Raw genomic sequence first — 23,336 nt, 5'->3', positions numbered from 1 at the left:
TGCATTATCACTAAGCACACAGATAAAACCAGTCACGCTTTCAGATAAGAGTTAGCTGGATGTTTCCTGACCTATAATCCCACTTTTTTGTAGGGACATGGATGGCCTAATGCCTGACACTTATCGCGATGCCTTGCGTGCAGCGCTGCTCTATCTCGTACTTGCGGCGGTCTGGCTGCAAGGTACTGGTTATTTATTAAACAATTTCTTCGATAATCCGATCCAACTCGCACGATGGCAACTGATCAACGGTTATGTCTTCGCGGCGGTCAGTGCCGGGCTGATTTTTCTGGCGCGGGCGCGGTTGTATGAGTTTCTAGGGATAGGTGCGAGGTTGCGTGAACGTCACGCTGACCGGGAGCACTTGCGCCAGGCAGCGGCCGTGTTCGATTGCACCCGCGAAGGCGTTTTGGTCACCAGCCATCAGGGGCTGATCGTGCACGTCAATCGTGCGTTTATCGAGATCACCGGTTATCTGCGCGAAGAAGTGCTCGGCCAACAACCCAGTCTGTTCAAGTCCGGCCATCATCCGCCGGGCTTCTATCAGGCGATGTTCGCCACGCTCGAATCGCAAGGCGAGTGGAGCGGCGAGATCTGGAACCGCCGCAAAAGCGGGGAGATTTATCCCCAATGGCAAACCATCCGCGTCATTCATGATGATCAGGGGCGGATCAGTCATTACGTGGCGGTGTTTTCCGATATCAGTGCGATCAAGCATTCCGAGCATGAGCTTCAGCACCTTGCCCACCACGATCCGCTGACCGATCTGCCCAACCGTCTGTTATTCAGCGATCGTACCGAACAGGCCCTGGCATCGGCGCAGGTCCATAAGCGCGGCTGTGCGCTGCTGTTGCTCGATCTGGATCACTTCAAGATGATCAACGACAGCCTCGGGCACAACGTTGGCGATCGTTTGCTCAAAGCGGTGGCGACCCGTTTGCGTGAGCTGTTTGGGCCCGGCGTCACCGTGGCGCGGCTTGGTGGTGATGAATTCGCGGTATTGGCAGAAAGTTGTCCACAGCCCGGCCAGGCGGCGGCGTGCGCCCAGCGCATTCTCGATGCACTGAAGGAGCCGGTCGGCATCGACGGCGATGAGTTGTTCATCAACGCCAGTGTCGGCATAAGCCTGTTCCCCAGCGATGCGCTCAGCGCCGGCCAACTGTTGCGCAATGCCGATGCGGCGCTGTTCAAGGCCAAGAGCAGCGGGCGCAACGGTTATGCCTTGTATACCGAAGAGCTCACCGCTCACGCCCAGAAACGGGTCGAAATCGCCTTCGAACTGCGCCGTGCGCTGGAGCAACAGGAGTTGCGGGTCTACTACCAACCGGTGCATGACCTTAAAACCAGTCGCCTGATCGGCGTTGAAGCCTTGGTGCGCTGGCAGCATCCGCAGCGGGGACTGGTGTCGCCCGCCGAATTCATCCCGATCGCCGAGCGCACCGGGTTAATCGCCGAAATCGATGCCTGGGTGATGCAGCAGGCTTGCCAGCAGATGTGCCAGTGGCAGCAGGCCGGGGTGGTGTTGGCGTTTGTGGCTGTGAACGTGTCTTCGCGGTTGTTTGCCCGGCGTGAACTGTATCAGCAGGTGGCGCAGGTGCTGCGCGAGACCGGGCTGGATCCGGCGTATCTGGAACTGGAAGTGACCGAAAGCGCGGTGATGGACGATCCGGAGGTGGCGCTGGAGCAGATGCATCGCTTGCGTGAATTGGGTATTCGCCTGGCCATCGATGATTTCGGCACCGGCTATTCGTCGTTGCTGCGGCTCAAGCGCTTGCCGGTGCAAAAGCTCAAGATTGATCAGGGATTTGTTGCCGGTTTGCCGTGGGACGAGGATGACGCAGCGATCGTCCGGGTGATCATCGCGCTGGCGCAGAGTATGGGCATGCAGGTGCATGCCGAAGGGATCGAGCAGGTTGAGCAAGCGGCGTTTTTGCTGGAGCAGGAATGTGATCTGGGGCAGGGATATTGGTTTGGGCGGCCGGTGCCGGCACAGGAGATAGATTGGGCGAGAAAACCGGTGGTTGGTTAAAAGATCAAAGATCGCAGCCTGCGGCAGCTCCTACACGATCCATGTAAGAGCTGCCGAAGGCTGCGATCTTTTGCTCCGCCACCGCGCAACCCCTTGCCCCACCACATAATGTTTTCTGGTTATATAAACATTCTTAAATAGTCTTTTTAAGAATATCCGAGCCTCTCTTATATTGCTCCCACGCCGAACGCAGTGCCGCCCACTGCCAGGCATATCCCATTCAAAGGAGCAGCACCATGAGCGCATCCCTTCGCAGCGTTGACGGTCAGGACGAAAGCACCATCTTGCGTGAAATCCAGAGCGCCCTGCGCGATCTGCGTTTCGGCGCGGTGGAGATCACTGTGCACAACGCTCAAGTCGTGCAGATCGAACGCAAAGAGAAATTCCGTTTGCAGCAGCCCGGTAAACAACCTGGCTAAAAGATCGCAGCCTGCGGCAGCTCCTACAGGGGGCTGTGTGTAGGAGCTGCCGAAGGCTGCGATCTTTTATCCATGGGCAACCTGATTCCAGCAGTACATACATAAGAAAAAGCCACCACCAGAATTCCAGGAGCTTTCACCATGTCGTCGATTCGCCGTTACGCTTTGGCCGCCCTGGCCAGCGCTGTGTTTGCCGGTTCCGCGGTTGCCAAGGATTACGAACTGCTCAATGTGTCGTACGACCCGACGCGCGAGCTGTATCAGGACTACAACGCTGAGTTCATCAAGTTCTGGCAGAAAGATCACGCTGGCGACACCGTGAAAATCCAGCAATCCCACGGTGGTTCGGGCAAGCAAGGCCGCGCAGTGATCGACGGCTTGCGTGCCGACGTGGTGACCCTGGCGCTGGCCGGCGACATCGACGAAATCGCCAAACTCGGCAAGACCCTGCCAGCCGACTGGCAGAAGCGTCTGCCGGAAGCGAGCACGCCGTATACCTCGACCATCGTGTTCCTGGTGCGCAAGGGCAACCCGAAAGGCATCAAGGACTGGGGCGATCTGGTCAAGAACGACGTCTCGGTGATCACCCCGAACCCGAAAACCTCCGGCGGTGCGCGCTGGAACTTCCTCGCCGCGTGGGCCTATGGCCTGAAAGCCAACGGCGGTGACGAAGGCAAAGCCAAGGAATACGTACAGACCTTGTTCAAGCACGTGCCGATTCTGGACACCGGTGCTCGCGGTTCGACCATCACTTTCGTCAACAACGGTCAGGGTGACGTGTTGCTGGCCTGGGAAAACGAAGCGTTCCTGGCGCTGAAAGAAGACGGCGGCGCCGACAAGTTCGACATCGTCGTGCCTTCGCTGTCGATCCTCGCTGAACCACCGGTGGCCGTGGTCGACAAGAACGCCGAGAAGAAGGGCAACGAGCAGATCGCCGAAGCGTATCTGAAGCACCTGTACAGCCCGGCCGGTCAGGAAATCGCCGCGAAGAACTTCTATCGTCCACGTGACAAGGACGTGGCCGCCAAGTATGCCCAGCAGTTCCCGAAACTGGAGCTGGTGACCATCGACAAGGACTTCGGCGGCTGGAAATCCGCGCAGCCGAAATTCTTCAATGACGGTGGCGTGTTCGACCAGATTTATCAGGCGCAGTAATCTCACTCTAACCAGCCTGATGTTTGGGCACATGACATGTGGGAGCGAGCTTTTGTTGTGAGGGGATTTATCCCCGACCGGCTGCGAAGCAGTCGCAAAACCCTGGTATGCGGTGTATTTGAAACACCGCATTTTCTGGTTTTGGGGCAGCTTCGCTGCCCATCGGGGATAAATCCCCTCACCACAGGGTTCGCTCCCACATTGATGCGTTTTTAACCAGGGACTTTTATGTCGCGTCGTATCTCCCCCGTCATACCCGGCTTCGGGCTGACGCTGGGTTACACCTTGGTGTACCTCAGTCTGATTGTGCTTATCCCGCTGGCGGCGATGTTCGTCCACGCCTCGCAGCTCACTTGGGAACAGTTCTGGACGATCATCTCCGCCCCCCGCGTGCTGGCAGCCTTGAAGCTGAGTTTCGGCACCGCGCTGTGCGCTGCGATCATCAACGGCATCATCGGTACGCTGCTGGCGTGGGTGCTGGTGCGCTACACCTTCCCCGGGCGCAAGATCATCGACGCGATGATCGATCTGCCGTTCGCCTTGCCAACAGCCGTCGCTGGTATCGCGCTGACCGCGCTGTACGCGCCGGCCGGCCTGGTCGGCCAGTTCGCCGCCGATCTCGGTTTCAAAATCGCCTACACCCCGCTGGGTATCACCCTCGCGCTGACCTTTGTGACGCTGCCGTTCGTGGTGCGTACGGTGCAACCGGTGCTGGCCGACATTCCCCGTGAAGTCGAAGAAGCCGCAGCGTGCCTTGGCGCGAAACCATGGCAGGTGTTCCGTCACATCCTGGTGCCGGCATTGCTGCCCGCCTGGCTGACCGGGTTTGCCCTGGCTTTTGCTCGCGGTGTCGGCGAGTACGGTTCGGTGATTTTCATCGCCGGCAACATGCCGATGAAAACCGAGATCCTGCCGCTGCTGATCATGGTCAAACTCGACCAATACGATTACACCGGCGCCACTGCCATCGGCGTGCTGATGCTGGTGGTTTCCTTTGTCCTGTTGCTGCTGATCAACTTGCTGCAGCGGCGCATCGAAACCCCATAAGGAGGCGCGAACATGTCCCAATCGTCTATTGCGGCCGCTTCCTCGGCCAACGCTGCACGCCGTGGCAGTGCCACTTCGCGCAGAATCCTGATTGGCCTTGGCTGGCTGATCTTTTTCCTGTTTCTGTTGCTGCCGTTGTTCATCGTGGTGTCGCAGGGTTTGAAGAACGGCCTTGGCGCATTCTTCACCGCGATCTTTGAACCGGATGCACTCTCGGCACTGAAGCTCACCGTGTTCGCCGTGCTGATTTCGGTGCCGCTCAATCTTGTGTTCGGCGTCAGCGCCGCATGGTGCGTGAGCAAGTACTCGTTCCGCGGCAAGAGCATGCTGGTGACGCTGATCGACCTGCCGTTCTCGGTGTCGCCGGTGATCGCCGGTCTGGTCTACGTACTGATGTTCGGCGCCCAGGGCTTCTTCGGGCCGTGGCTGCAGGATCACGACATCCAGATCGTCTTCGCCCTGCCGGGCATTGTGTTAGCGACGATTTTCGTCACCGTGCCATTCGTGGCTCGCGAGCTGATCCCGCTGATGCAGGAACAAGGCACTCAGGAAGAGGAAGCCGCGCGTCTGCTCGGGGCCAACGGCTGGCAGATGTTCTGGCATGTCACCGTGCCCAACATCAAGTGGGGCCTGATTTATGGCGTGGTGCTGTGTACCGCGCGGGCCATGGGTGAGTTCGGTGCGGTGTCGGTGGTGTCCGGGCACATTCGCGGGGTGACCAACACCTTGCCGCTGCACGTCGAGATCCTCTACAACGAATACAACCACGTGGCCGCGTTCGCCGTGGCGAGCCTGTTGCTGATCCTGGCGCTCTTCATCCTGCTGCTCAAGCAGTGGAGCGAAAACCGTATCAACCGCCTGCGCGCCAGCGCCGCGGAGGAATAATTCATGTCGATCGAAGTGCGTAACGTCAGCAAGAATTTCAACGCGTTCAAGGCGCTGGACAACATCAGCCTGGATATCCACAGCGGCGAGCTGGTGGCGCTGCTCGGCCCGTCCGGCTGCGGTAAAACCACCTTGCTGCGCATTATTGCCGGTCTGGAAACCCCGGATCAGGGCAACATCGTGTTCCACGGTGAAGACGTGTCCGGCCACGACGTGCGTGATCGCAACGTCGGTTTTGTGTTCCAGCACTACGCGCTGTTCCGCCACATGACCGTGTTCGACAACGTCGCCTTTGGCCTGCGCATGAAGCCGAAAAACCAGCGCCCGAGCGAAAGCCAGATCGCGACCAAGGTTCATGAGTTGTTGAACATGGTGCAACTGGACTGGCTGTCGGATCGCTACCCGGAGCAACTGTCCGGTGGTCAGCGCCAACGTATCGCTCTGGCCCGTGCCTTGGCGGTTGAGCCGAAAGTGCTGCTGCTCGACGAACCGTTCGGCGCCCTCGACGCAAAGGTGCGTAAAGAGCTGCGCCGCTGGCTGGCGCGTCTGCACGAAGACATCAACCTGACCTCGGTGTTTGTGACCCACGACCAGGAAGAAGCGATGGAAGTCGCTGACCGTATCGTGGTGATGAACAAGGGTGTGATCGAGCAGATCGGCTCGCCGGGTGATGTCTACGAAAACCCGGCCAGTGATTTCGTTTATCACTTCCTCGGCGACTCGAACCGCTTGCTGTTGAGCGACGACAATCACGTGCTGTTCCGTCCGCACGAAGTGTCGTTGTCCAGGCATGAGCTGGAAGATCACCATGCGGCTGAGGTACGCGATATTCGGCCGCTGGGCGCGACCACGCGGGTGACGTTGAAGGTTGAGGGGCAGACTGATTTGATCGAAGCCGAAGTGGTGAAGGATCACGACAGCCTGATTGGCTTGGCCAAAGGTGAGACGTTGTTCTTCAAACCCAAGGTCGGGCAGAAAGTCGCCAGCCTTTAAGATCAAAAGATCGCAGCCTGCGGCAGCTCCTACAGGGGGTCGGCATCGACCGAAATTCTGTAGGAGCTGCCGCAGGCTGCGATCTTTTAAAGCGGCCTAAACCGCCGCTTTGCTGTTCGGATTAACCCGCACAACCCCCGCCCGCGCCTCGATCTGCTCTTTCAACTCATGCCGCATCCCGAGCATGAACGCCAGCTCCGCCACCACGAACAACGGCCCGACAATCAGCCCGCTGACGTCATCGACAAACGCCGGTTTGCGCCCTTCATAGTGATGGCCGACAAACTGAATCACCCAGCCAATCACAAACATCGCCAGACCGCTGCTCAGCCAGACCATGGTGCTCTGTTGCGCCAGGACATGTCCGGCCCAGACGGAAAGCCCCATCAGCACTGTCATCAGTACGCCGAGTTTCACTTCCAGGCGTAGGTAAAACCACGCCGAGGCCAGCGCAACCAGGACGGCTGGAGATATCCACAACCCGCCCAGCGACCATTCCGGCCGCGACAACAAAACCGCCACTGCCACCACGATCAGCGGAATACCGATAAAGTGGCTGGCAATGTTGCGTGGGTCGCGGTGGTAAGCGGCGTATTGGCTCAAATGATCGACGAGGCTTTTCATTGTTGTTCCTCCTGTAGGGTGATCGCAGCATGCGCCGGGATCGGCGCTTACTCTGTCAGGCAGGCGACAGTTAGGAGTATTGATGGATAAGCGTTCACAACTGATGACCGGGCAGTGGTTCAGTCATTTACCTGCGTCCTTTCAGGATAGTCTGCTGGCGGCTGCGCGGGAGCGGCGGCTGACGGCGGGGCAGCGCTTGTTCGAGCGCGGCGATCCGCCCTGCGGTCTTTACGCGGTCCTCGATGGCGCCGTGCGCATCGGCGCGGTGAGCGAGCAGGGCAAGGAAGCGTTACTGAGCCTGGTGGAAGCGCCGCACTGGTTTGGGGAAATCTGCCTGTTCGATGGTCAGCCGCGCACCCATGATGCCTATGCGGTCGGGCCGTGCACGCTGTTGAATATCCCGCAAGCGACACTGCTCAAACTGCTCGACGAACAGCCAGTGTACTGGCGGCATCTGGCGTTGCTGATGAGCCACAAACTGCGCCTGACTTTCATCAATCTCGAACAGCTCAGCCTGCTGCCGGCCCCCGCGCGGCTGGCTCATCGCTTGCTGATGATCGCCGAAGGCTATGGCGAAATCGACGCGCCCCGCCGGGTGCTGCAACTGCCGCAGGAGCAGTTGGCCTCGATGCTGTCGCTGTCGCGGCAGACCACCAATCAGATCCTCAAGGACTTGCAGGGGCAGGGGATTATTGGCTTGGGGTATGGCGAGATCGAGATCCTTGATGCCGTACGGTTGCGAGCGCTGGCCATGCTCCAATGAGTTCACGCAGATCCAATGTAGGAGTGAGCCTGCTCGCGATAAACAATCTTTCAGTTAACAAATGCGTGACTGATAAACCGCTATCGCGAGCAGGCTCACTCCTACAGTTGTTGTGTGTAAGGCTTAAGAACCGCGATAGGTCGAGAAGCCGTACGGGCTCAGCAGCAGCGGGATGTGGTAATGCTGATCGGTCTGCTTCACTTCAAAGATCACCGGAATCTCCGGAAAGAACGTGTCGTGTTTCACCTTCTTGAAATACTCGCCGGTCTTGAACACCACCCGGTATTCGCCCGCTTCAAAAGGCTGTTTGGCCGGGAACAGTTCGGCAATGCGCCCTTGCTCATTGGTGGTGCCTTGGGCCAGCGGCTGCCAGTTCTGACCGACGTGTTTCTCCAGCGTCACGTTGATGCCGGGCGACGGCAGGCCGTTTTCCAGGTTGAGCACGTGCACGCTCAGCGGGTTGCCGGCGGCCAGCGCCAGGCTTGAAAACGCACTCAGGCCGAGGGCGGCGAAGGTCATGCGCAGGGTTGTCATGATGAATCTCCTTATTGGGAACGGGTGATGGACAGACCGGCCTTGTCGGCGGCCCGGGTCGCACAGATTTCGTCTTGCTCGCCACCGCCGGAACCGGCCACGCCCATGGCGCCGACCAATTCATTAGCGGCGAATAGCGGAATGCCGCCGCCGAGCAACAGCAATTCGTCGAGGGTGTTGAGGTTGGCGGTTTCCGGATTGCTGCGGGCGCGCTCGGCGAACAGGCGCGTTGGGGTTTTCGTCGATAACGCCGTGTAGGCCTTGCGTTGGCTGGCGACGGTGTTATGTGGCCCGACACCGTCGCCACGCAGGGTCACCAGCAAGTTTCCGCCCCGGTCGAGCACCGACACCGTGCCGGTGCAATTACTCATCGCCGCGTCGGCCAGCAGGCGCGCAGTTTTCAGATCGAGGTCAGCGTGGCGCGGCAGTTCAGCAGCAGCGAAAGCGCTGGCGCTGACGCCGAGGGCCAGGCTCGCAACGAGGTATTTGAAGGTCATGGACAGGCTCCGGGTTGAATGTCGCCACCTTAGCCGGCGGTCTTCGTCAGAACTCCGTCAGTCGGATTACAAGTTTGTAATGGGCAACGCGGCCGAAGACGCCTAGCCTGTGCGTCTGAACAATCGAGGTGTGCCATGCGTTTGCTGGTCGTAGAAGATGAAGCCAAAACCGCGAATTTCCTCGCCAAAGGCCTGGGCGAGTCGGGTTTTGCCGTGGATGTGGCGCTCAATGGCCTCGATGGCCGCTATTTCATCGAGCAGCAGGAGTACGACCTGATCATCCTCGACGTGATGCTGCCGGGCCTCAATGGCTGGCAATTGCTGCAACTGATCCGTCAGCGCGGCGCCACCCCAGTGCTGTTCCTCACCGCCAAGGACGCCATTGAAGATCGCGTGCGTGGTCTCGAACTCGGCGCCGACGACTACTTGCTCAAACCCTTCGCTTTCGCCGAACTGCTCGCGCGCGTACGCACCCTGTTGCGTCGCGGGCCAATGCGCGAGGCCGAGTCGTACAGCATTGCCGATCTGGAGATCGACGTATTACGCCGTCGTGTCAGTCGTGGCGGCCAGCGCATCGCCCTGACCAACAAGGAATTCGCGTTGCTGCAATTGCTCGCCAGCCGCCAGGGCGAAGTGTTGTCGCGCACACTGATCGCCTCGCAGGTGTGGAACCTGAATTTCGACAGCGACACCAACATGGTTGAAGTCGCGGTACGACGCTTGCGCTCGAAAGTCGATGACCCGTTCATGCCGAAACTGATTCACACCGTGCGCGGCGTCGGGTATCAACTGGAAGCGCCCGACGATGCGCTCTAGGTCGATTGCCTGGCGCCTGGCGCTGGCATTCGCGATGGTCTGCGCTTTGGTACTGGGCGCAATTGGCGTGTTTCTCTACCGCTCGCTCGCCGCAGAAATCGCCTACCGCGATGACTTGGCATTGCTCGGCCGACTGGAACAGGTGCGCGCCTTGCTCGCCGACAGCGACAGCCTCGACGCCTTGCAGGCGCGGCCGCGGCTGTATCAGAACATGCTCGGCAATCTCGACAGTTTGCTGCTGGTGCGCCGCGCGGATGGATCAAATGTGATCGCGATTAACCCGCGCCAGCGAACGCTTCCAGCGCTGAACTCAATCGCGCGGGATCAGCAGCCGCAACGTCGCGACGTGATGACCTGGCAGGCGCCCGACGGTGCCGAAGTGGCGCTGCTGTCCGGCGAAGCTCAGGGGCCGAGCGGCGAATCGCTGACCGTGATTGCCGGCAAAGTGTTAAACGAACGCGAGCAGATGCTCGCCAGTTACCGGATGCGGCTGTACGTCGCGATTGGGCTGGGTGCATTGCTGGCGTTTGCGTTGGGACTGTTGCTGCTGCGCCGTGGCCTCAAACCGTTACGACAATTGAGCGAAGCAATGCGCGGCATTGACCTGCGTAGTCTCGATCAGCGCTTGCCTGCCGCCGGCACGCCTGCGGAACTGCTTGAGCCGGTAAACGCGCTGAACGGCATGCTCGCGCGGCTGGAGGACAGCTTCCAGCGCCTGTCGCAGTTCTCCGCGGACCTCGCTCACGAAATCCGCACACCGCTGCACACCTTGCTCGCCAGCAATGGCCAGGCGTTGAACCACCCGCGCAGCACGGCGGAGTATCAGGAAGTGCTGGCCTCGAATATGGAGGAGTTCGAACGGCTCAAACGCATGGCGGAAAATCTGATGTTTCTCGCCCGTGCCGAACAGGCGGAGCGTGCGCTCGATTTGCGCACGCTGAATCTGGCTGACATCGGCGATGAGCTGTGTGATTACTTCGAAGCCTTGGCCGACGATCGTGGAATTCACTTGAGAAACACCTTCAGTGGGCAATTGTTTGCCGACCAGCAACTGCTGCAACGCGCCCTCGGCAACCTGTTGGCCAACGCGGTGCGCCACGCTGACGTCGGCTCGGTCATCAGCTTGCGCCAGCGCGATGAGCCGGACATGTGCTGGTTGCAGGTGAACAACTACGGCCCGGCCATCGCGCCTGAACATCTGGGCAAACTGTTCGACCGCTTCTACCGCGTCGACCCGGCCCGCGCTGAACCGGGTGATTCCGGCGGGTTAGGTCTGGCGATCGTGCAGTCGATCATGCAATTGCATGGTGGGCAGGTGCGGGTGAGCAGTGATGCGACGGGTACTGTGTTTGAGCTCGGGTTTGTCAGCAGCCGATAAGCCCTCCGCCCATAACGTCTCATCTAAGCTAAACTCTTTCTGAATATGCATTGAATGCGATGCATATAATGCCTGTTTAGCTTTATTGCATCGTAAATAATGCAGGAATAAACAATGGAAGAGCTTGGCGAATTAATTAGAACCCTGCGTAAAGCACACAAGCTCTCGCAGCAGGCGCTGGCGCAACGGTATGGAATGAGCCGCTCTACGATCTCGGGGATTGAAAACAATACGGTCTCTGAAATCGGTCTACGCAAGGTCGAGGCGATCCTCAATGGTTTCGGCTATGAGCTGAAGGCGGTACCTCTGCAAGCGCAGCGCCCCACGCTCGACTCGTTGCAAAGGGTAAATTTCCATGACTGATTCGACAGATCGATTACAAATTACCGTTGCCGATAGGTCAGTCGGGACGCTCGGTAGGGGGCAGGCCGGCATGGATAGCGTGTTCGGCTATCGCGAGGACATCACCGATCAAAATGCAGTTTCGCTGACCATGCCGACCCGTCTGGAAAGCTACGGCTGGGAGCGCGGCATTCATCCTGTTTTCGAGATGAATCTGCCGGAAGGGGCGCTGCGCGATGAACTGGTCCGGCGCTTCAGCAAAGCGGTTCGTGGCTTCGACGATTTTTCCTTGCTCGCGATCGTGGGGCCGCATCAGCTTGGACGGCTAGCGATTTCCAGTAAGTCGACAGTAGATCGTCAGCCTGAAACTGCGCTGGCAGATCTTCTGGTGCACGACGGTGCGCAAGGTTTGTTCGAGGACTTGTTGCAAACGTACGGCCAATATTCTGGCGTCTCAGGCGTGCAGCCTAAAGTCCTGGTTCGCGACAGCGCAGCCGCTGTTGATCGGCTGACTCACCGGGGCTCCACGCATCTGGTCAAAGCCTTCCGCCCCGAAGAGTTTCCTGAACTGGCAACCAACGAGTATTTCTGTATGCGCGCTGCAGCGCTGAGCGGGCTTGAAGTGCCAAAATTTGAACTGAGTGAGCGGGGCAAATTTTTGGTGGTGGAGCGTTTTGACCTGAGTGATCGTGGCTATCTGGGTTTTGAAGATTTCTGCGTGCTCAACGGCTGGGCTTCGAAAGCCAAGTACGATGGTTCTTACGAAGGCGCTGCCCGGCAGATCAAGGCCTATGTTTCGCCGGCGCTGTTGAGCCAGGCACTGGAAGCTTTTTTCAAGATAGTGGCGTTGTCGGCGGGGCTGAAAAATGGCGATGCGCACCTGAAAAACTTCGGTGTGCTGTATAACAATTGCGGCGCGCAGGCTTCAATCCGGCTCGCCCCGGCGTACGACATCATCACTACATCGGTATACATCAAGAATGACAGCTTGGCCTTGCTGCTGGGGGGATCAAAAGCCTGGCCTAAAAACAAGGTGCTTATGCGTTTTGGTCGCACGGCGTGCAACCTTACAGAAGGACGCTGCAACGAGCTGCTGCAACAGGTGGTTCAGGGCATGCAGTTGGCAATGGACGAAATGGCTGACCACATGCGAACTCATCAGCCATTCGCTGAAGTGGGGGCGGCGATGATCGAACAGTGGAAATCAGGCATGGAGCGCAGTCTGATCAAGGGCTAGGGCGATTAACGCCGGATCAACGCCTGATCAACGCAACTGATCCCGAAACTGCCCCGGTGTCAGCCCCGTCCAGCGTTTGAACGCGCGGCTGAAGCTGCTGGTGTCGGCAAATCCCAGTAGATAGCTGACTTCACTCAATGAGCACTGCGGATCACGCAGGTGCAGCAGCGCGAGGTTTTCGCGGCTTTCGTTGAGCAGCGTGTCGAAGCGGCAGCCTTCGTCAGCCAAGTGCCGTTGCAGGCTACGCAAACTCAAATGTAAAGCCTGGGCAATGCGTTCGGCGCTGGGCTCGCCTTCCGGTAGTTGCTCCTCAATGGCGTCGCGAACTTTGCGCTCCCAGGTCAGCGGTTTGAGCTGGGCCATGGTGCGCTTGAGCACGGCCTCGTTGTGTTCCGCCAGTTCGGGGTTGGCGTCGTCGAGGTGGCTGTCGAAGTCGTTGAGGGCGAACTCCAGGCGATCTTCGACCGAGGCGAAATACACCGGGGCGCGGAAGACCTTGTGCCATTGATGGACATCGAGCGGTTCCGGGCGCCGCAGATAAACGGCCAGCGGTGCGTAATCACGGCCGAGGCGATTGCGGCAGGTGCGCACGTAGATCGCAGCGAAGGCATCGATGGCTTCGAAGGCTGGCGCTGGATTGCCTGCGGGAATTTTCAGACGGAACAGATAGCGGTCCTCGCTGCGGCTCAGATCCAGCTCCAGTGCATCGCTGACCACCGGGTGATAGCGCACGATACGCTCGAACACTTCGCGCAAACTGCCACTGGCCACCAGCGCGTATCCGAGCGCGTGGAACGTGGTCGGGCTGACGAACCGCGACACGCGCAAACCAATCGCCGGATCGCCGCTGGCCTGCACGGATAGCTGCCACAGGCGCGTGGTGGCGGACAGGGGATAGCGGGCGTTGGGGTCGTCCATCAGTTGCGGATCGAGCCCGGCCTGTTGGCACAGGTCAGTACTGTCCAGCCCCAGCGCGTCGAGTTGCTTGCGCAGGGCACGGGTCCAACTGGCGAGGGAGGTCGGTTCCTTCATGCTGATTGGCGCTTCCGGTCAACAGGTTGGCGTTCTCGGCTACCGTCATTGCATACATCACAACGCAAGATACGCACATCTTAAACCCGAGGATGGAAGCATGGACGGTACTTCTGCAAGCCCCCAGCGACACAATGCGGCGCAGCGATCAGCGCATATTCGCCAAGTGGTGCTGGCCAAAGGCATGGAATTGCGTGAGCGCTACCCGATTCTCAAGCATCAGGATGCGCTGGGTGCGGGGATTCTGGCATTTGCCCTGGCCGGGATGATCGGTTCGGCGGCGTTGTACGTCACTGGCCATATGGCCTGGTGGGTGTGCCTGCTGCTCAACGCGTTTTTCGCGTCGTTGACCCATGAGCTGGAGCACGACCTGATCCACAGCATGTATTTCCGCAAGCAACGCGTGCCGCATAACCTGATGATGGGTCTGGTATGGCTGGCACGACCGAGCACGATCAATCCGTGGATTCGCCGGCATTTGCACCTCAATCACCACAAGGTTTCGGGCACTGAAACCGACATGGAAGAACGCGCAATCACCAACGGCGAACCGTGGGGTTTTGCGCGTCTGCTGATGGTCGGCGACAACATGATGTCGGCCTTCATCCGCTTGTTGCGGGCGCCGACCTGGGCGCATAAGTGGAGCATTCTGAAACGTGTCTTCAAGGTCTACGCGCCGCTGGCGCTGCTGCATTGGGGCGCGTGGTATGTGTTTCTCGGCTTTCATACTGCCAATGGCATCGCCTATCTGTTGGGCACGCCGATTGATTGGTCGGCGACCACGCTATCAGTGATGCAGGTGATCGATATCGCTGCCGTGGTGATCATTGGCCCGAACGTGTTGCGCACGTTCTGCCTGCACTTCATCAGTTCGAACATGCATTACTACGGGGATGTCGAGCCGGGCAATGTGATGCAGCAATGTCAGGTGTTGAACCCTTGGTGGCTGTGGCCGTTGCAGGCGTTCTGCTTCAACTTCGGCAGCAGCCACGGCATTCATCATTTTGTGGTGAAGGAGCCGTTTTACATTCGCCAGATGACCGTGCCGGTGGCGCATGAGGTGATGCGGGAGATGGGCGTGCGGTTTAATGATTTTGGCACGTTCGGGCGGGCGAACCGGTTTGTGCGGCGGGATGAAGTGGTGAGTGAAGAAGTGCGTACAGCCCGGGCCTGACCGCTGAATTCAAGGGCCTCTTCGCTGGCAAGCCAGCTCCCACAGGTTTTTGTGTCGTCCATAATATTTGTGAGCGACATCGCCCCCTGTGGGAGCTGGCTTGCCAGCGATAGCTATAGCTCAGGCAACTTCAATCCAGCCGAAATGGCGAAGCACTCAAAATCCCCGCCCTCGTGACTCACCATACTGCCGCAGCCAGACCATGAATCTCCCCAGATCACTTCCCAGGTGATAACGCTGCTGTGGCGCGGCTGGTGAATACGGAGTGTTTGCTGGCCTCAAAGGGCGCCAAGCGGACGGCATCGAGAATCGATTTCGTACTGTACAAGGTGTGGTATGAAATAAGTACAGTTGCTAGTTTCAGCAGTGCGGTGTGATGTACGAAAAATGCAAACGCCAGAATTTCTCGCGTTCCTCATCGATGAATCCATAGCGCAATTTTTAGTGTAGTCAGCTTCTGCGTGTTCGCCCGCGGTACTTGCGGGTGCACGTGGCGGCCAAGCAGGCTGATGTAGTCTAGGTCGGCTGGGTCAGCGTGCCCGTCGATTTCAAAATTCATCGAACCGAAACCAAATTCGCGCGAAATGTTTACATGAGGGACACATCATGACGCTCCTGCCATCTCCGCTGAGATTTATCTAAAGCGCGGTGATCTGGCTACGCGTTAACAGCATTTACGATTTTCCGGGGCCGTCTCCTTGGCAGGGTGCGGCCCTTTTTTTATGCCCGATTTTATCCAGCACCCAATCCCCTGTAGGAGCTGCCGAAGGCTGCGATCTTTTGATTCTGCTTTAAAGATCAAGATCAAAGGATCGCAGCCTGCGGCAGCTCCTACACAGAACACTACATATTCTTTTTGAGTCTTAATAAATAGCTTCTTATTCCTTAACGAATATAAATCCCATCCCTATACTCGGTAAGGAACAGACACGCAGGAGAGCTCCCCCATGCGCAACGAATCTATTCGCTACCTGATTGTGCCGGGCTGGCAAGGATCGCCAGAAGATCATTGGCAAACCCACTGGCAGAACAGCCTGCCAAACAGCGCGCGGGTGGAGCAGGCCGATTGGCTGACCCCGCGCCGTGAAGACTGGGTCGCGGCGCTGGCCGAGGCGATTGCTGCCGACAGCGCGCCGGTGATCCTCATCGCGCACAGCCTTGGTTGCATCACCGTGGCTCATTGGGCGGCGACTGCCCCCGTGCACTACCTGCGTCAGGTGCGCGGTGCCTTGCTGGTTGCGCCTGCGGATGTCGAGCGTCCCGCGTGCGCGCCGGCGCTGCGCAATTTCGCGCCGATTCCCAGCGATCTGCTGGCGTTCCCGAGCCAGGTCGTCAGCTCCGACAACGACGCCGCCGTCAGTGCGCCGCGAGCTCTGGAGCTGGCACGCAACTGGGGTGCCGAGGCGGGGATTCTTGCCGGTGCCGGGCATATCAATGTGAAGTCCGGACATCAGCGTTGGGAGCAGGGTTTTGCCTACCTCTATCGCCTGCAAAACCGTATGGAACACCACGCCCGACGTCGCGCCTGATTTTCTATTTCTTTAAACGCCCCCGTCTGCCGGCGGTTGTGGGCGGGAGTCTGCCATGAGTTTCGAAACTTTCGGTCAGCCGCTGCTGACCTTTCCCGATGCGGAAAAAAGCCCCTTAAGCATTCGCGCCAAAGCACTGGTGTTCGTCGATCCGCGCTCGCGTCAGTTGCGTGAAGAGCTTGAGCAGTTAGCGCCACGATCAATCTCAGTGCTGATCCGTGGCGAAACCGGTACCGGTAAGGAACTGCTCGCGCGGCACATCCACCGCGCCAGTGATCGCAGCGGTCTGTTCGTCTCGGTCAATTGCGGCGCGATCAGCCCGACCTACGCCGATGCCGAGCTGTTCGGCTACGCAGCTGGCAGCTACACCGGCTCGGCCAGCAGTCGCGCGGGATGGTTCGGTTCGGCCAATGGCGGCACCTTGTATCTGGATGAAATCGGCGATCTGCCGCTGCCGATCCAGATCAAATTGCTCTCTGCTCTGGAGAACCACGAGGTCACCCGTGTTGGCGCGCATCAACCGAGCCCGGTGGATGTTCGCCTGGTCGCGGCGACCAGCATCGACCTGGCGCAAGCGGTGGACGCCGGTAAATTCCACGAGCGGCTCTACCACTATCTCAGCGAAGGCCATCTGGAATTGCCAGCCTTGCGCGCGCGGATCGGCGACATTCTGTCGCTGGCCGAATATTTCCTCGGCATCTACAGCCAACGGCTGGGTCTGCCGGTGCCGTTGATCAGCGAAGCGGCGCACCATGTGCTTGAACAACACAGCTGGCCAGGCAACACCCGCGAACTGGAAAACGTCATTCACTTTGCCTTGCTGGTGAGCACCGGTGATGAAATTCTCCCGGAGCACCTGAACCTGCCAGCGCCACTGACGCAGATCGAAACCCAGATCACCCAAATCCTCGCTTCCGGCTCCTCGACTGACCAAGCCGCGCTCAGGCAACTCCTGAGAAACGCCGGCCTCCTGTAGGAGCTGCGGCACGCTGCGATCTTTTGATCTTGGCTTTATTTAAACCATTGAAAATCAAAAGATCGCAGCGTGCCGCAGCTCCCACATGTCTAATCCGTGGGTGCAAACCAAATGGAATATAGAGCTGAATAAACGTTATTGTCCGGGAATAAAAAATCCCGGTATTGTCCGCTTCACGCCAGCGATAGCACTTCACTGGCACACGTATTAATAGCCGTCGCCATGAGCGACCGTGATTTTCGATAAGGACACTGCATGAAAAAGGTTCTGTTGTTTACCGCATTGGCGGCTGCTCTGACGGCTTCCCTGGCCCAGGCCGGCGAGAAACTGGTCGTCGCGGCGACCCCGGTCCCGCACGCTGAAATTCTTGAGCTGATCAAACCGACCCTCGCCAAAGAAGGCGTGGATCTGGAAATCAAAGTCTTCACCGACTACGTACAGCCGAACGTACAGGTTGGTGAGAAGCGTCTGGATGCCAACTACTTCCAGACCCTGCCGTACCTGAACAGCTTCAACCAGGGCAAGTACAAGGATGACAAATCCAAGTACCTGGTGACCGTGCAAGGCGTGCACGTTGAACCGTTCGGTGGTTACTCGAGCAAATACAAAACCCTGGCCGAACTGCCGGACGGCGCAACCATCGCCATCCCGAACGAAGGCAGCAACAGCGGCCGCGCGCTGATCCTGTTGCAGAAGGCTGGCCTGATCGAATTGAAAGATCCGAAAAACGCGTTGGCGACTCCGAAAGACATCGCCAAGAACCCGCACAACTTCAAGTTCAAGGAACTGGAATCGGCTTTGCTGCCGCGCGTTCTGAAGGAAGTTGATCTGGATATGATCAACACCAACTACGCGCTGGAAGCAGGTTTGAACCCGAATAAAGATGCTTTGGTGATCGAAGGCGCTGATTCGCCGTACGTGAACTTCCTGGTGGCCCGTGAGGACAACAAGAACAGCGACGCGATCCAGAAACTGGCCAAAGCCCTGACCAGCCCGGAAGTCAAAGCGTTCATTGAGAAAAAGTACAACGGCGCGGTATTGCCGGCGTTCTGATCTAACGCTTGAGTGAACCCCTTCGAGGTGTAAAAACGCCGATGGCCAGCGATGGTCATCGGCGTTTTTTGTTTGCGCTCAAAAAAGCAAAAGATCGCAGCCTTCGGCAGCTCCTACAGGGGGAATGCGATCTCTTGATCTTGTCGGTGACTCAGGCTACCTGTGCCTTCAGCGCCCGACGCAACGCCACCAACAACTTCACAATGTCCTGTGGATCCAGTCGCTGCGGCACTTTTAAATCAGCCATGTTCTCTTCCTTGTGATGGTTCGGCCGGGGGAGTCTGGCCAAAAGCTGTTCGTCCTTGGAGGGCTTTCGTAAAAAAAGATCCCTCCTACAGCGAAAAGGAAAATAGCCTTCTTATTCCTTCCCGGCAAACCCACAGGATAGTTTTTTGGGTGATATCCATATGCTTTAACGGTATTTAAATTCTTGTTTTTATACCTATAAAGTCACTTCCTGCCGGACAGTCACCCGCTGCCCATGGACTGCACCACCGTCGTTTACCCAGCGGCGCACAGGATGTTTCATGACCTTCGATTACGCTTTTATCCTCAGCACCCTGCCGGCGTTTTTCAAAGCCGTGGGCGTGACGCTGCAGGTCGGTTTGATCGCCATCTGCACCTCGCTGCTGGTAGCGCTGCTCAACGCGACGATTCTGGTATTTCGTACGCCTTACTTGCAGCGCGCGGTCGGCCTGTATGTGGAACTGGCGCGCAATACACCGCTGCTCATCCAGCTGTTCTTTGTCTATTTCGCCTTGCCGGCATTGGGGATCAAGGTCTCCGGCTTTACCGCCGCGATCATCACCATGACGTTCCTCGGTGGTGCTTACCTCACCGAAGTGCTGCGTGCGGGCGTCGACGCGGTGCCGCAGGCGCAACTGGAATCCGGGCGCTCCATCGGCCTGTCTCATGGTCAGTTGTTGCGCTACGTGATCCTGCCGCAAGCGGGAATCCTCAGCCTGCCGTCGCTGTTCGCCAATTTCATTTTTCTGCTCAAGGAAACCACCGTGGTCTCGGCGGTGGCGGTGCCGGAAATCCTCTACACCACCAAGAGCTACATCGCGCTCTATTACAAAACCTACGAAATGCTCGCCGTGCTGACACTCATCTGCGTGCTGCTGTTTTTGCCGCTGTCGCTGCTGCTCAGCCGTCTGGAAAGGAGGCTCCAGCATGGCCAGTTCGGGTCTTGAACTGCTCTGGGTGTCGTTGCCGCAACTGGCAAAAGGCGCCGGGCAAACCTTGTCGATTTCGTTCCTGAGCATCGCCATCAGCACCGTCGGCGGCGTGCTTTACGGTGTGTTGCGCACGCTCAACGTGACGTGGCTGAACGCGATCCTGCGCGTATATCTGGAGCTGTTCCGGGCGATCCCGGTGCTGGTCTGGCTGTATCTGCTGTTTTTCGGCCTGCCGATTTTCTTCGGGCTGAGCCTGCCGAGCTTCTGGTGCGCGGTGCTGGTGTTGTCGCTGTGGGGCGCCAGCGAAGTCGGTGAAGTGGCGCGCGGCGCGTTGCATTCGTTGCCGCGCGGGCAGCGTGAGGCGGGGTTGTCGATTGGCCTGAACGCGCCGCAACTGTTCGGCTACGTGCTGCTACCACAAGCGCTGAAACGCATGACGCCGCCGACCATCAACGTCTATACGCGGATCATCAAGACCAGCTCGCTGGCGGTGCTGATCGGTGTGGTCGATGTGATCAAGGTCGGCCAGCAAATCATCGAGCGCACTTACGAATCGGTGTTGATTTACGGCGCGCTGTTTCTGTTTTTCTTTTTCATCTGCTACCCGCTCTCGGCCGCTTCGCGCGTGCTGGAGCGGCGCTGGACGCAAGCATGAGCGCATTGATCGAGTTTCAGGGTTTCAACAAATTCTACGGCGAGCAGCAGGTGCTCAACGGCATCGACCTGCAAGTGAAATCAGGCGAAGTGATCGTCATCCTCGGCCCCAGCGGTTGCGGCAAAAGCACCTTGCTGCGCTGCCTCAACGGTCTGGAAAGCGCGCACAGCGGCAGCCTGAAATTTGCCGGGCGCGAGCTACTGGACAAGGCCACCGACTGGCGCGAAGTACGTCAGCAGATCGGCATGGTTTTCCAGAGCTATCACCTGTTCCCGCACATGAGCGTGCTCGACAATCTGCTGCTCGGTCCGCTCAAGGTGCAGAAGCGTCAGCGCCGCGAAGCGCAGCAGCAAGCCGAGGCCTTGCTCGAACGTGTAGGCCTGGTGGACAAGCGTGATGCTTTTGCGCGCCAGCTCTCCGGCGGCCAGCAGCAACGCATCGCCATCGTCCGTTCGTTGTGCATGAACCCACGGGTCATGCTCTTTGACGAGGTCACCGCCGCTCTTGATCCGGAGATGGTCAAGGAAGTCCTGCAAGTGATTCAGGGGCTGGCCCGCGAAGGCATGACCCTGTTGATCGTCACCCATGAAATGGCCTTCGCTCGCGCGGTGGCCGATCGCATCGTGTTCATGGATGCCGGGCGCATCCTTGAACAGACACCGCCCGAGATTTTCTTTACGAACCCGCAAACCGCACGCGCGCAGCAGTTCCTGGAGAAGTTCTCCTTCGTGGCAACATTGCCAAAAACGAATCCGACAAAGGAACTGGAACTGCTATGAAAACTGCCACTTTTTTACTGCCCCTGTTGAGCCTCGCATTGATGGTCGGTTGCAGCAAAACCGATGAACCACCAAAGCCGAAAGTGGCCAGCGAAAGCGCCACGCCCGCCGGCTATCTGGACAAGATCAAGGCTCGCGACAAATTGATCGTTGGCGTCTTTACCGATAAGCCGCCGTTCGGTTTCGTCGATGAGGCCGGGCGCTACGTCGGTTTCGATACCGACATCGGCCGCCAGTTCGCCAAGGATCTGTTGGGCGACGAGAACAAGGTCGAGTTCGTTGCGGTGGAGCCGGCGAGTCGTATTCCGTTTCTGCAAAGCGACAAAGTCGACCTGATCCTCGCCAACATGACCGTGACCCCGGAGCGCAAGGAAGCGGTGGAGTTCACCAACCCGAACCTCAAGGTCGCGGTGCAGGCCCTGGTGCCGCAGAGCAGCTCGGTGAAAAACCTCGATGACCTGGCGACGCGCACCACCATCGTCACTACGGGCACCACGGCTGATATCTGGCTGACCAAGAACCACCCGGACTGGAAACTGCTGAAGTTCGAGAAAAACTCCGAGTCGCTGCAAGCCTTGGCCAATGGCCGCGGCGATGCCTACGCGCAGGACAATCTGGTGCTGTTCAGCTGGGCCAAGCAGAACCCGGGCTATCGCGTGCTGGAAGAAAAACTTGGCGCCGAGGCACCGATTGCGCCGGCCGTGAAGAAGGGCAACATCGAGCTGCGCGATTGGGTGAATACCGAGTTGGCCAAGCTCGGTGAAGAGAAGTATCTGCTCAAGCTGTATGACCAATATGTGCGTAAAGAACTGAGCGATGACACCAAGCCTGAAAGCGTGATTGTTGAGGGTGGGAAGTGGCAGGGGTGATCGGCCAGCATTATTGAATAAAGATCAAAAGATCGCAGCCTGCGGCAGCTCCTGCAGGGCGTCGGCGTCCGTCGCAAAATAACGGAGCGACGTGGCCTCTGTAGGAGCTGCCGCAGGCTGCGATCTTTTCGGTGTCGGTTTCGGAATCAGTCGGGCCAATGCCACGCCGGCTCGTCCAGCACCCGCTGCCCGACAATCCCGGTCTGCCCCAGCGTCTTTTCCAGCACAATGCAATTGCACTCCGGGTCTTCCTGCAATGCCGAAATCAACCGCCGCGCATGGGACACCACCCATACCTGACACTCTTGCGACGCCTTGATAATCAACCGCGCCAGCGCCGGCAACAGGTCCGGGTGCAAACTGGTTTCCGGTTCGTTCAGCACCATCAACGAAGGCGGCCGTGGCGTGAGCAATGCCGCGACCAGCAGTAGATAACGCAACGTCCCGTCCGACAGCTCCGCCGCCGACAACGGGCGCAACAATCCTTCCTGGAAAAACTCGATGGCGAAACGTCCGCCGGCCTGTGATTCGATATGCAACCGCGCGCCGGGGAATGCATCGCTGATGGCGGCACGCATCGCGTCGCCATCGCCTATTTCGATGATCGTCTGCAACGCGGCTGCCAGATCGCGACCGTCGTGATGCAACACCGGCGTGCGCGTGCCCAGTTGCGGCTGGCGCACCGGGGCGTCGGCATCGCTGCGAAAGTGATCGTAGAAGCGCCAGCGGCGGATGAACTCGCGCATCTGGAACACTTCGGGTGAACTGCGCAGGCTGCCGACCTGATCGAACAGGCTGTCGAAGTTCGGCGTGTGTTGCGCCAGCACGTCCCATTTTCTCTCAGAGCGGGCGCGGATCATCGGCCCGTCACGGTCCACCAGCAGGCTGGCGGGGCGGTAATGCGGGCCAGCCCAGATGCATTCGCGCTTGATTTGCGGATCAAGGCTGAAGCGTGAGGGAATCGGTCGCGGATTCTCCGGCAACATGAAGTGGCCGTTGGAGTCGGGCAAGCCCAAGGCAATCGAATAACTGAAATCCTCCCCGGCAAACCCCAGCCGCAGACGTTTGACGCCCTGGCGCACTGTCGGCTCGATCGCCACCTCACCGTTGCGCATCCGTCGGCTGATGGTTTCCGGCCCGGCCCAGAACGTTGAATCCAGCCCGCCTTCACGGGCCAGCGCATTGACCACGCCGCCTTGCGCAGTCTCTGCCAACAGGCGCAGCGCCCGGTAAAGATTGGACTTGCCGCTACCATTTGGGCCGGTGATCAGGTTCAGCCGACCCAGCGGGATCACCAATTTATTGATCGAGCGGTAATTGGCCACCGCGAGGGTCTTGAGCATGGAATTCCTTCTCTTGAGGCGCCCATCAG

At 58.7% G+C, this 23,336-nt stretch carries 24 protein-coding genes; 19 read left to right on the top strand and 5 right to left on the bottom strand.

Annotated elements, in window-relative coordinates; translation table 11 throughout:
* Positions 1-109 precede the first annotated feature (109 nt).
* From dibA to ICA16_RS19340, 6 genes are all read left to right on the top strand, one after another.
* Positions 110-2,029 carry a phosphodiesterase DibA gene (gene dibA / locus ICA16_RS19365; RefSeq protein ID WP_210701278.1) on the top strand — a complete coding sequence of 640 codons (1,920 nt, stop codon included), beginning with the start codon at positions 110-112 and terminating at the stop codon, positions 2,027-2,029.
* Positions 2,030-2,265: 236 nt separating this feature from the next.
* Positions 2,266-2,448, top strand: coding sequence for a sulfur starvation response protein OscA (gene oscA, locus ICA16_RS19360; protein ID WP_007917682.1), 183 nt, complete (start codon positions 2,266-2,268; stop codon positions 2,446-2,448).
* 141 nt (positions 2,449-2,589) lie between these two features.
* On the top strand, positions 2,590-3,603 hold the full coding sequence (locus ICA16_RS19355; RefSeq protein WP_150603949.1) for a sulfate ABC transporter substrate-binding protein: 1,014 nt from the start codon (positions 2,590-2,592) through the stop codon (positions 3,601-3,603).
* Between the two features lie 228 nt (positions 3,604-3,831).
* Entirely contained in the window at positions 3,832-4,650 is an 819-nt protein-coding gene (cysT, locus tag ICA16_RS19350) for a sulfate ABC transporter permease subunit CysT (RefSeq protein WP_210701277.1), read from the top strand.
* Between the two features lie 12 nt (positions 4,651-4,662).
* Positions 4,663-5,535 (top strand): sulfate ABC transporter permease subunit CysW, encoded by an 873-nt coding sequence (gene cysW / locus ICA16_RS19345; RefSeq protein ID WP_042557077.1) that lies wholly within the window; start codon positions 4,663-4,665, stop codon positions 5,533-5,535.
* 3 nt (positions 5,536-5,538) lie between these two features.
* Positions 5,539-6,528 (top strand): sulfate/molybdate ABC transporter ATP-binding protein, encoded by a 990-nt coding sequence (locus ICA16_RS19340; RefSeq protein ID WP_210701276.1) that lies wholly within the window; start codon positions 5,539-5,541, stop codon positions 6,526-6,528.
* Positions 6,529-6,624: 96 nt separating this feature from the next.
* Here the strand turns inward: ICA16_RS19340 and ICA16_RS19335 are convergent, their stop codons facing one another.
* Positions 6,625-7,152, bottom strand: a complete 528-nt coding sequence (locus tag ICA16_RS19335) for an Mpo1 family 2-hydroxy fatty acid dioxygenase (RefSeq protein WP_150603947.1) — start codon at positions 7,150-7,152, stop codon at positions 6,625-6,627.
* 82 nt (positions 7,153-7,234) lie between these two features.
* Between ICA16_RS19335 and ICA16_RS19330 the strand changes: the two genes are divergently transcribed.
* Entirely contained in the window at positions 7,235-7,915 is a 681-nt protein-coding gene (locus ICA16_RS19330) for a Crp/Fnr family transcriptional regulator (protein WP_210701275.1), read from the top strand.
* A gap of 123 nt (positions 7,916-8,038) precedes the next feature.
* On the opposite strand, the gene uraH is transcribed toward ICA16_RS19330, so the two are convergent.
* Positions 8,039-8,449 (bottom strand): hydroxyisourate hydrolase, encoded by a 411-nt coding sequence (gene uraH / locus ICA16_RS19325; protein ID WP_150603945.1) that lies wholly within the window; start codon positions 8,447-8,449, stop codon positions 8,039-8,041.
* An 11-nt stretch (positions 8,450-8,460) separates the two neighbouring features.
* Complete coding sequence (locus ICA16_RS19320; protein ID WP_210701274.1) at positions 8,461-8,946, bottom strand: GlcG/HbpS family heme-binding protein; 486 nt, start codon at positions 8,944-8,946, stop codon at positions 8,461-8,463.
* A gap of 135 nt (positions 8,947-9,081) precedes the next feature.
* Here ICA16_RS19320 and ICA16_RS19315 point away from each other — a divergent pair, with 135 nt between their 5' ends.
* The 4 genes from ICA16_RS19315 (at position 9,082) to ICA16_RS19300 (ending at position 12,719) form a co-directional block, all read left to right on the top strand.
* The gene (locus ICA16_RS19315) at positions 9,082-9,762 is read left to right on the top strand and encodes a heavy metal response regulator transcription factor (RefSeq protein ID WP_042557086.1); all 681 of its coding nucleotides are present in this window, start codon (positions 9,082-9,084) and stop codon (positions 9,760-9,762) included.
* Positions 9,752-11,140 carry a heavy metal sensor histidine kinase gene (locus ICA16_RS19310; RefSeq protein ID WP_210701273.1) on the top strand — a complete coding sequence of 463 codons (1,389 nt, stop codon included), beginning with the start codon at positions 9,752-9,754 and terminating at the stop codon, positions 11,138-11,140. The genes ICA16_RS19315 and ICA16_RS19310 overlap by 11 nt, the downstream gene beginning before the upstream one ends.
* Positions 11,141-11,254: 114 nt before the next feature.
* Positions 11,255-11,503 carry a helix-turn-helix domain-containing protein gene (locus tag ICA16_RS19305; protein WP_210554408.1) on the top strand — a complete coding sequence of 83 codons (249 nt, stop codon included), beginning with the start codon at positions 11,255-11,257 and terminating at the stop codon, positions 11,501-11,503.
* Positions 11,496-12,719, top strand: coding sequence for a type II toxin-antitoxin system HipA family toxin (locus ICA16_RS19300; protein WP_210701272.1), 1,224 nt, complete (start codon positions 11,496-11,498; stop codon positions 12,717-12,719). Before ICA16_RS19305 ends, ICA16_RS19300 begins: the two co-directional genes overlap by 8 nt.
* 27 nt (positions 12,720-12,746) lie before the next feature.
* Here ICA16_RS19300 and ICA16_RS19295 read toward each other — a convergent pair whose 3' ends face one another.
* Positions 12,747-13,751, bottom strand: a complete 1,005-nt coding sequence (locus ICA16_RS19295) for an AraC family transcriptional regulator (protein WP_210701271.1) — start codon at positions 13,749-13,751, stop codon at positions 12,747-12,749.
* Positions 13,752-13,851: 100 nt separating this feature from the next.
* Here ICA16_RS19295 and ICA16_RS19290 point away from each other — a divergent pair, with 100 nt between their 5' ends.
* From ICA16_RS19290 to ICA16_RS19255, 8 genes are all read left to right on the top strand, one after another.
* The gene (locus tag ICA16_RS19290) at positions 13,852-14,925 is read left to right on the top strand and encodes a fatty acid desaturase (protein WP_210554405.1); all 1,074 of its coding nucleotides are present in this window, start codon (positions 13,852-13,854) and stop codon (positions 14,923-14,925) included.
* A gap of 947 nt (positions 14,926-15,872) precedes the next feature.
* Positions 15,873-16,454 carry an alpha/beta hydrolase gene (locus ICA16_RS19285; protein ID WP_210554404.1) on the top strand — a complete coding sequence of 194 codons (582 nt, stop codon included), beginning with the start codon at positions 15,873-15,875 and terminating at the stop codon, positions 16,452-16,454.
* 55 nt (positions 16,455-16,509) lie between these two features.
* A complete protein-coding gene (locus ICA16_RS19280) occupies positions 16,510-17,430 on the top strand; it encodes a sigma 54-interacting transcriptional regulator (RefSeq protein ID WP_210701270.1) in 921 nt (306 codons plus the stop codon).
* Between the two features lie 255 nt (positions 17,431-17,685).
* On the top strand, positions 17,686-18,483 hold the full coding sequence (locus tag ICA16_RS19275) for a MetQ/NlpA family ABC transporter substrate-binding protein (protein WP_042557106.1): 798 nt from the start codon (positions 17,686-17,688) through the stop codon (positions 18,481-18,483).
* Positions 18,484-19,010: 527 nt separating this feature from the next.
* Positions 19,011-19,676 (top strand): amino acid ABC transporter permease, encoded by a 666-nt coding sequence (locus ICA16_RS19270; protein WP_210701269.1) that lies wholly within the window; start codon positions 19,011-19,013, stop codon positions 19,674-19,676.
* Positions 19,657-20,316 (top strand): amino acid ABC transporter permease, encoded by a 660-nt coding sequence (locus tag ICA16_RS19265; protein ID WP_103304103.1) that lies wholly within the window; start codon positions 19,657-19,659, stop codon positions 20,314-20,316. Before ICA16_RS19270 ends, ICA16_RS19265 begins: the two co-directional genes overlap by 20 nt.
* A complete protein-coding gene (locus tag ICA16_RS19260) occupies positions 20,313-21,095 on the top strand; it encodes an amino acid ABC transporter ATP-binding protein (protein WP_210701268.1) in 783 nt (260 codons plus the stop codon). Before ICA16_RS19265 ends, ICA16_RS19260 begins: the two co-directional genes overlap by 4 nt.
* Entirely contained in the window at positions 21,092-21,964 is an 873-nt protein-coding gene (locus tag ICA16_RS19255; RefSeq protein ID WP_210701267.1) for a transporter substrate-binding domain-containing protein, read from the top strand. The genes ICA16_RS19260 and ICA16_RS19255 overlap by 4 nt, the downstream gene beginning before the upstream one ends.
* Positions 21,965-22,110: 146 nt before the next feature.
* Here ICA16_RS19255 and ICA16_RS19250 read toward each other — a convergent pair whose 3' ends face one another.
* A complete protein-coding gene (locus tag ICA16_RS19250; protein ID WP_210701266.1) occupies positions 22,111-23,307 on the bottom strand; it encodes an AAA family ATPase in 1,197 nt (398 codons plus the stop codon).
* Between the last annotated feature and the right edge of the window lie 29 nt (positions 23,308-23,336).

Origin of the sequence: Pseudomonas anatoliensis, from assembly GCF_017976235.1 — a bacterium.
In the GTDB taxonomy this organism is placed as follows: Bacteria; Pseudomonadota; Gammaproteobacteria; order Pseudomonadales; family Pseudomonadaceae; genus Aquipseudomonas; species Aquipseudomonas anatoliensis.
Note: the sequence above shows the minus strand (reverse complement) of the source record. Positions and strands in the feature narration are given on the sequence as shown.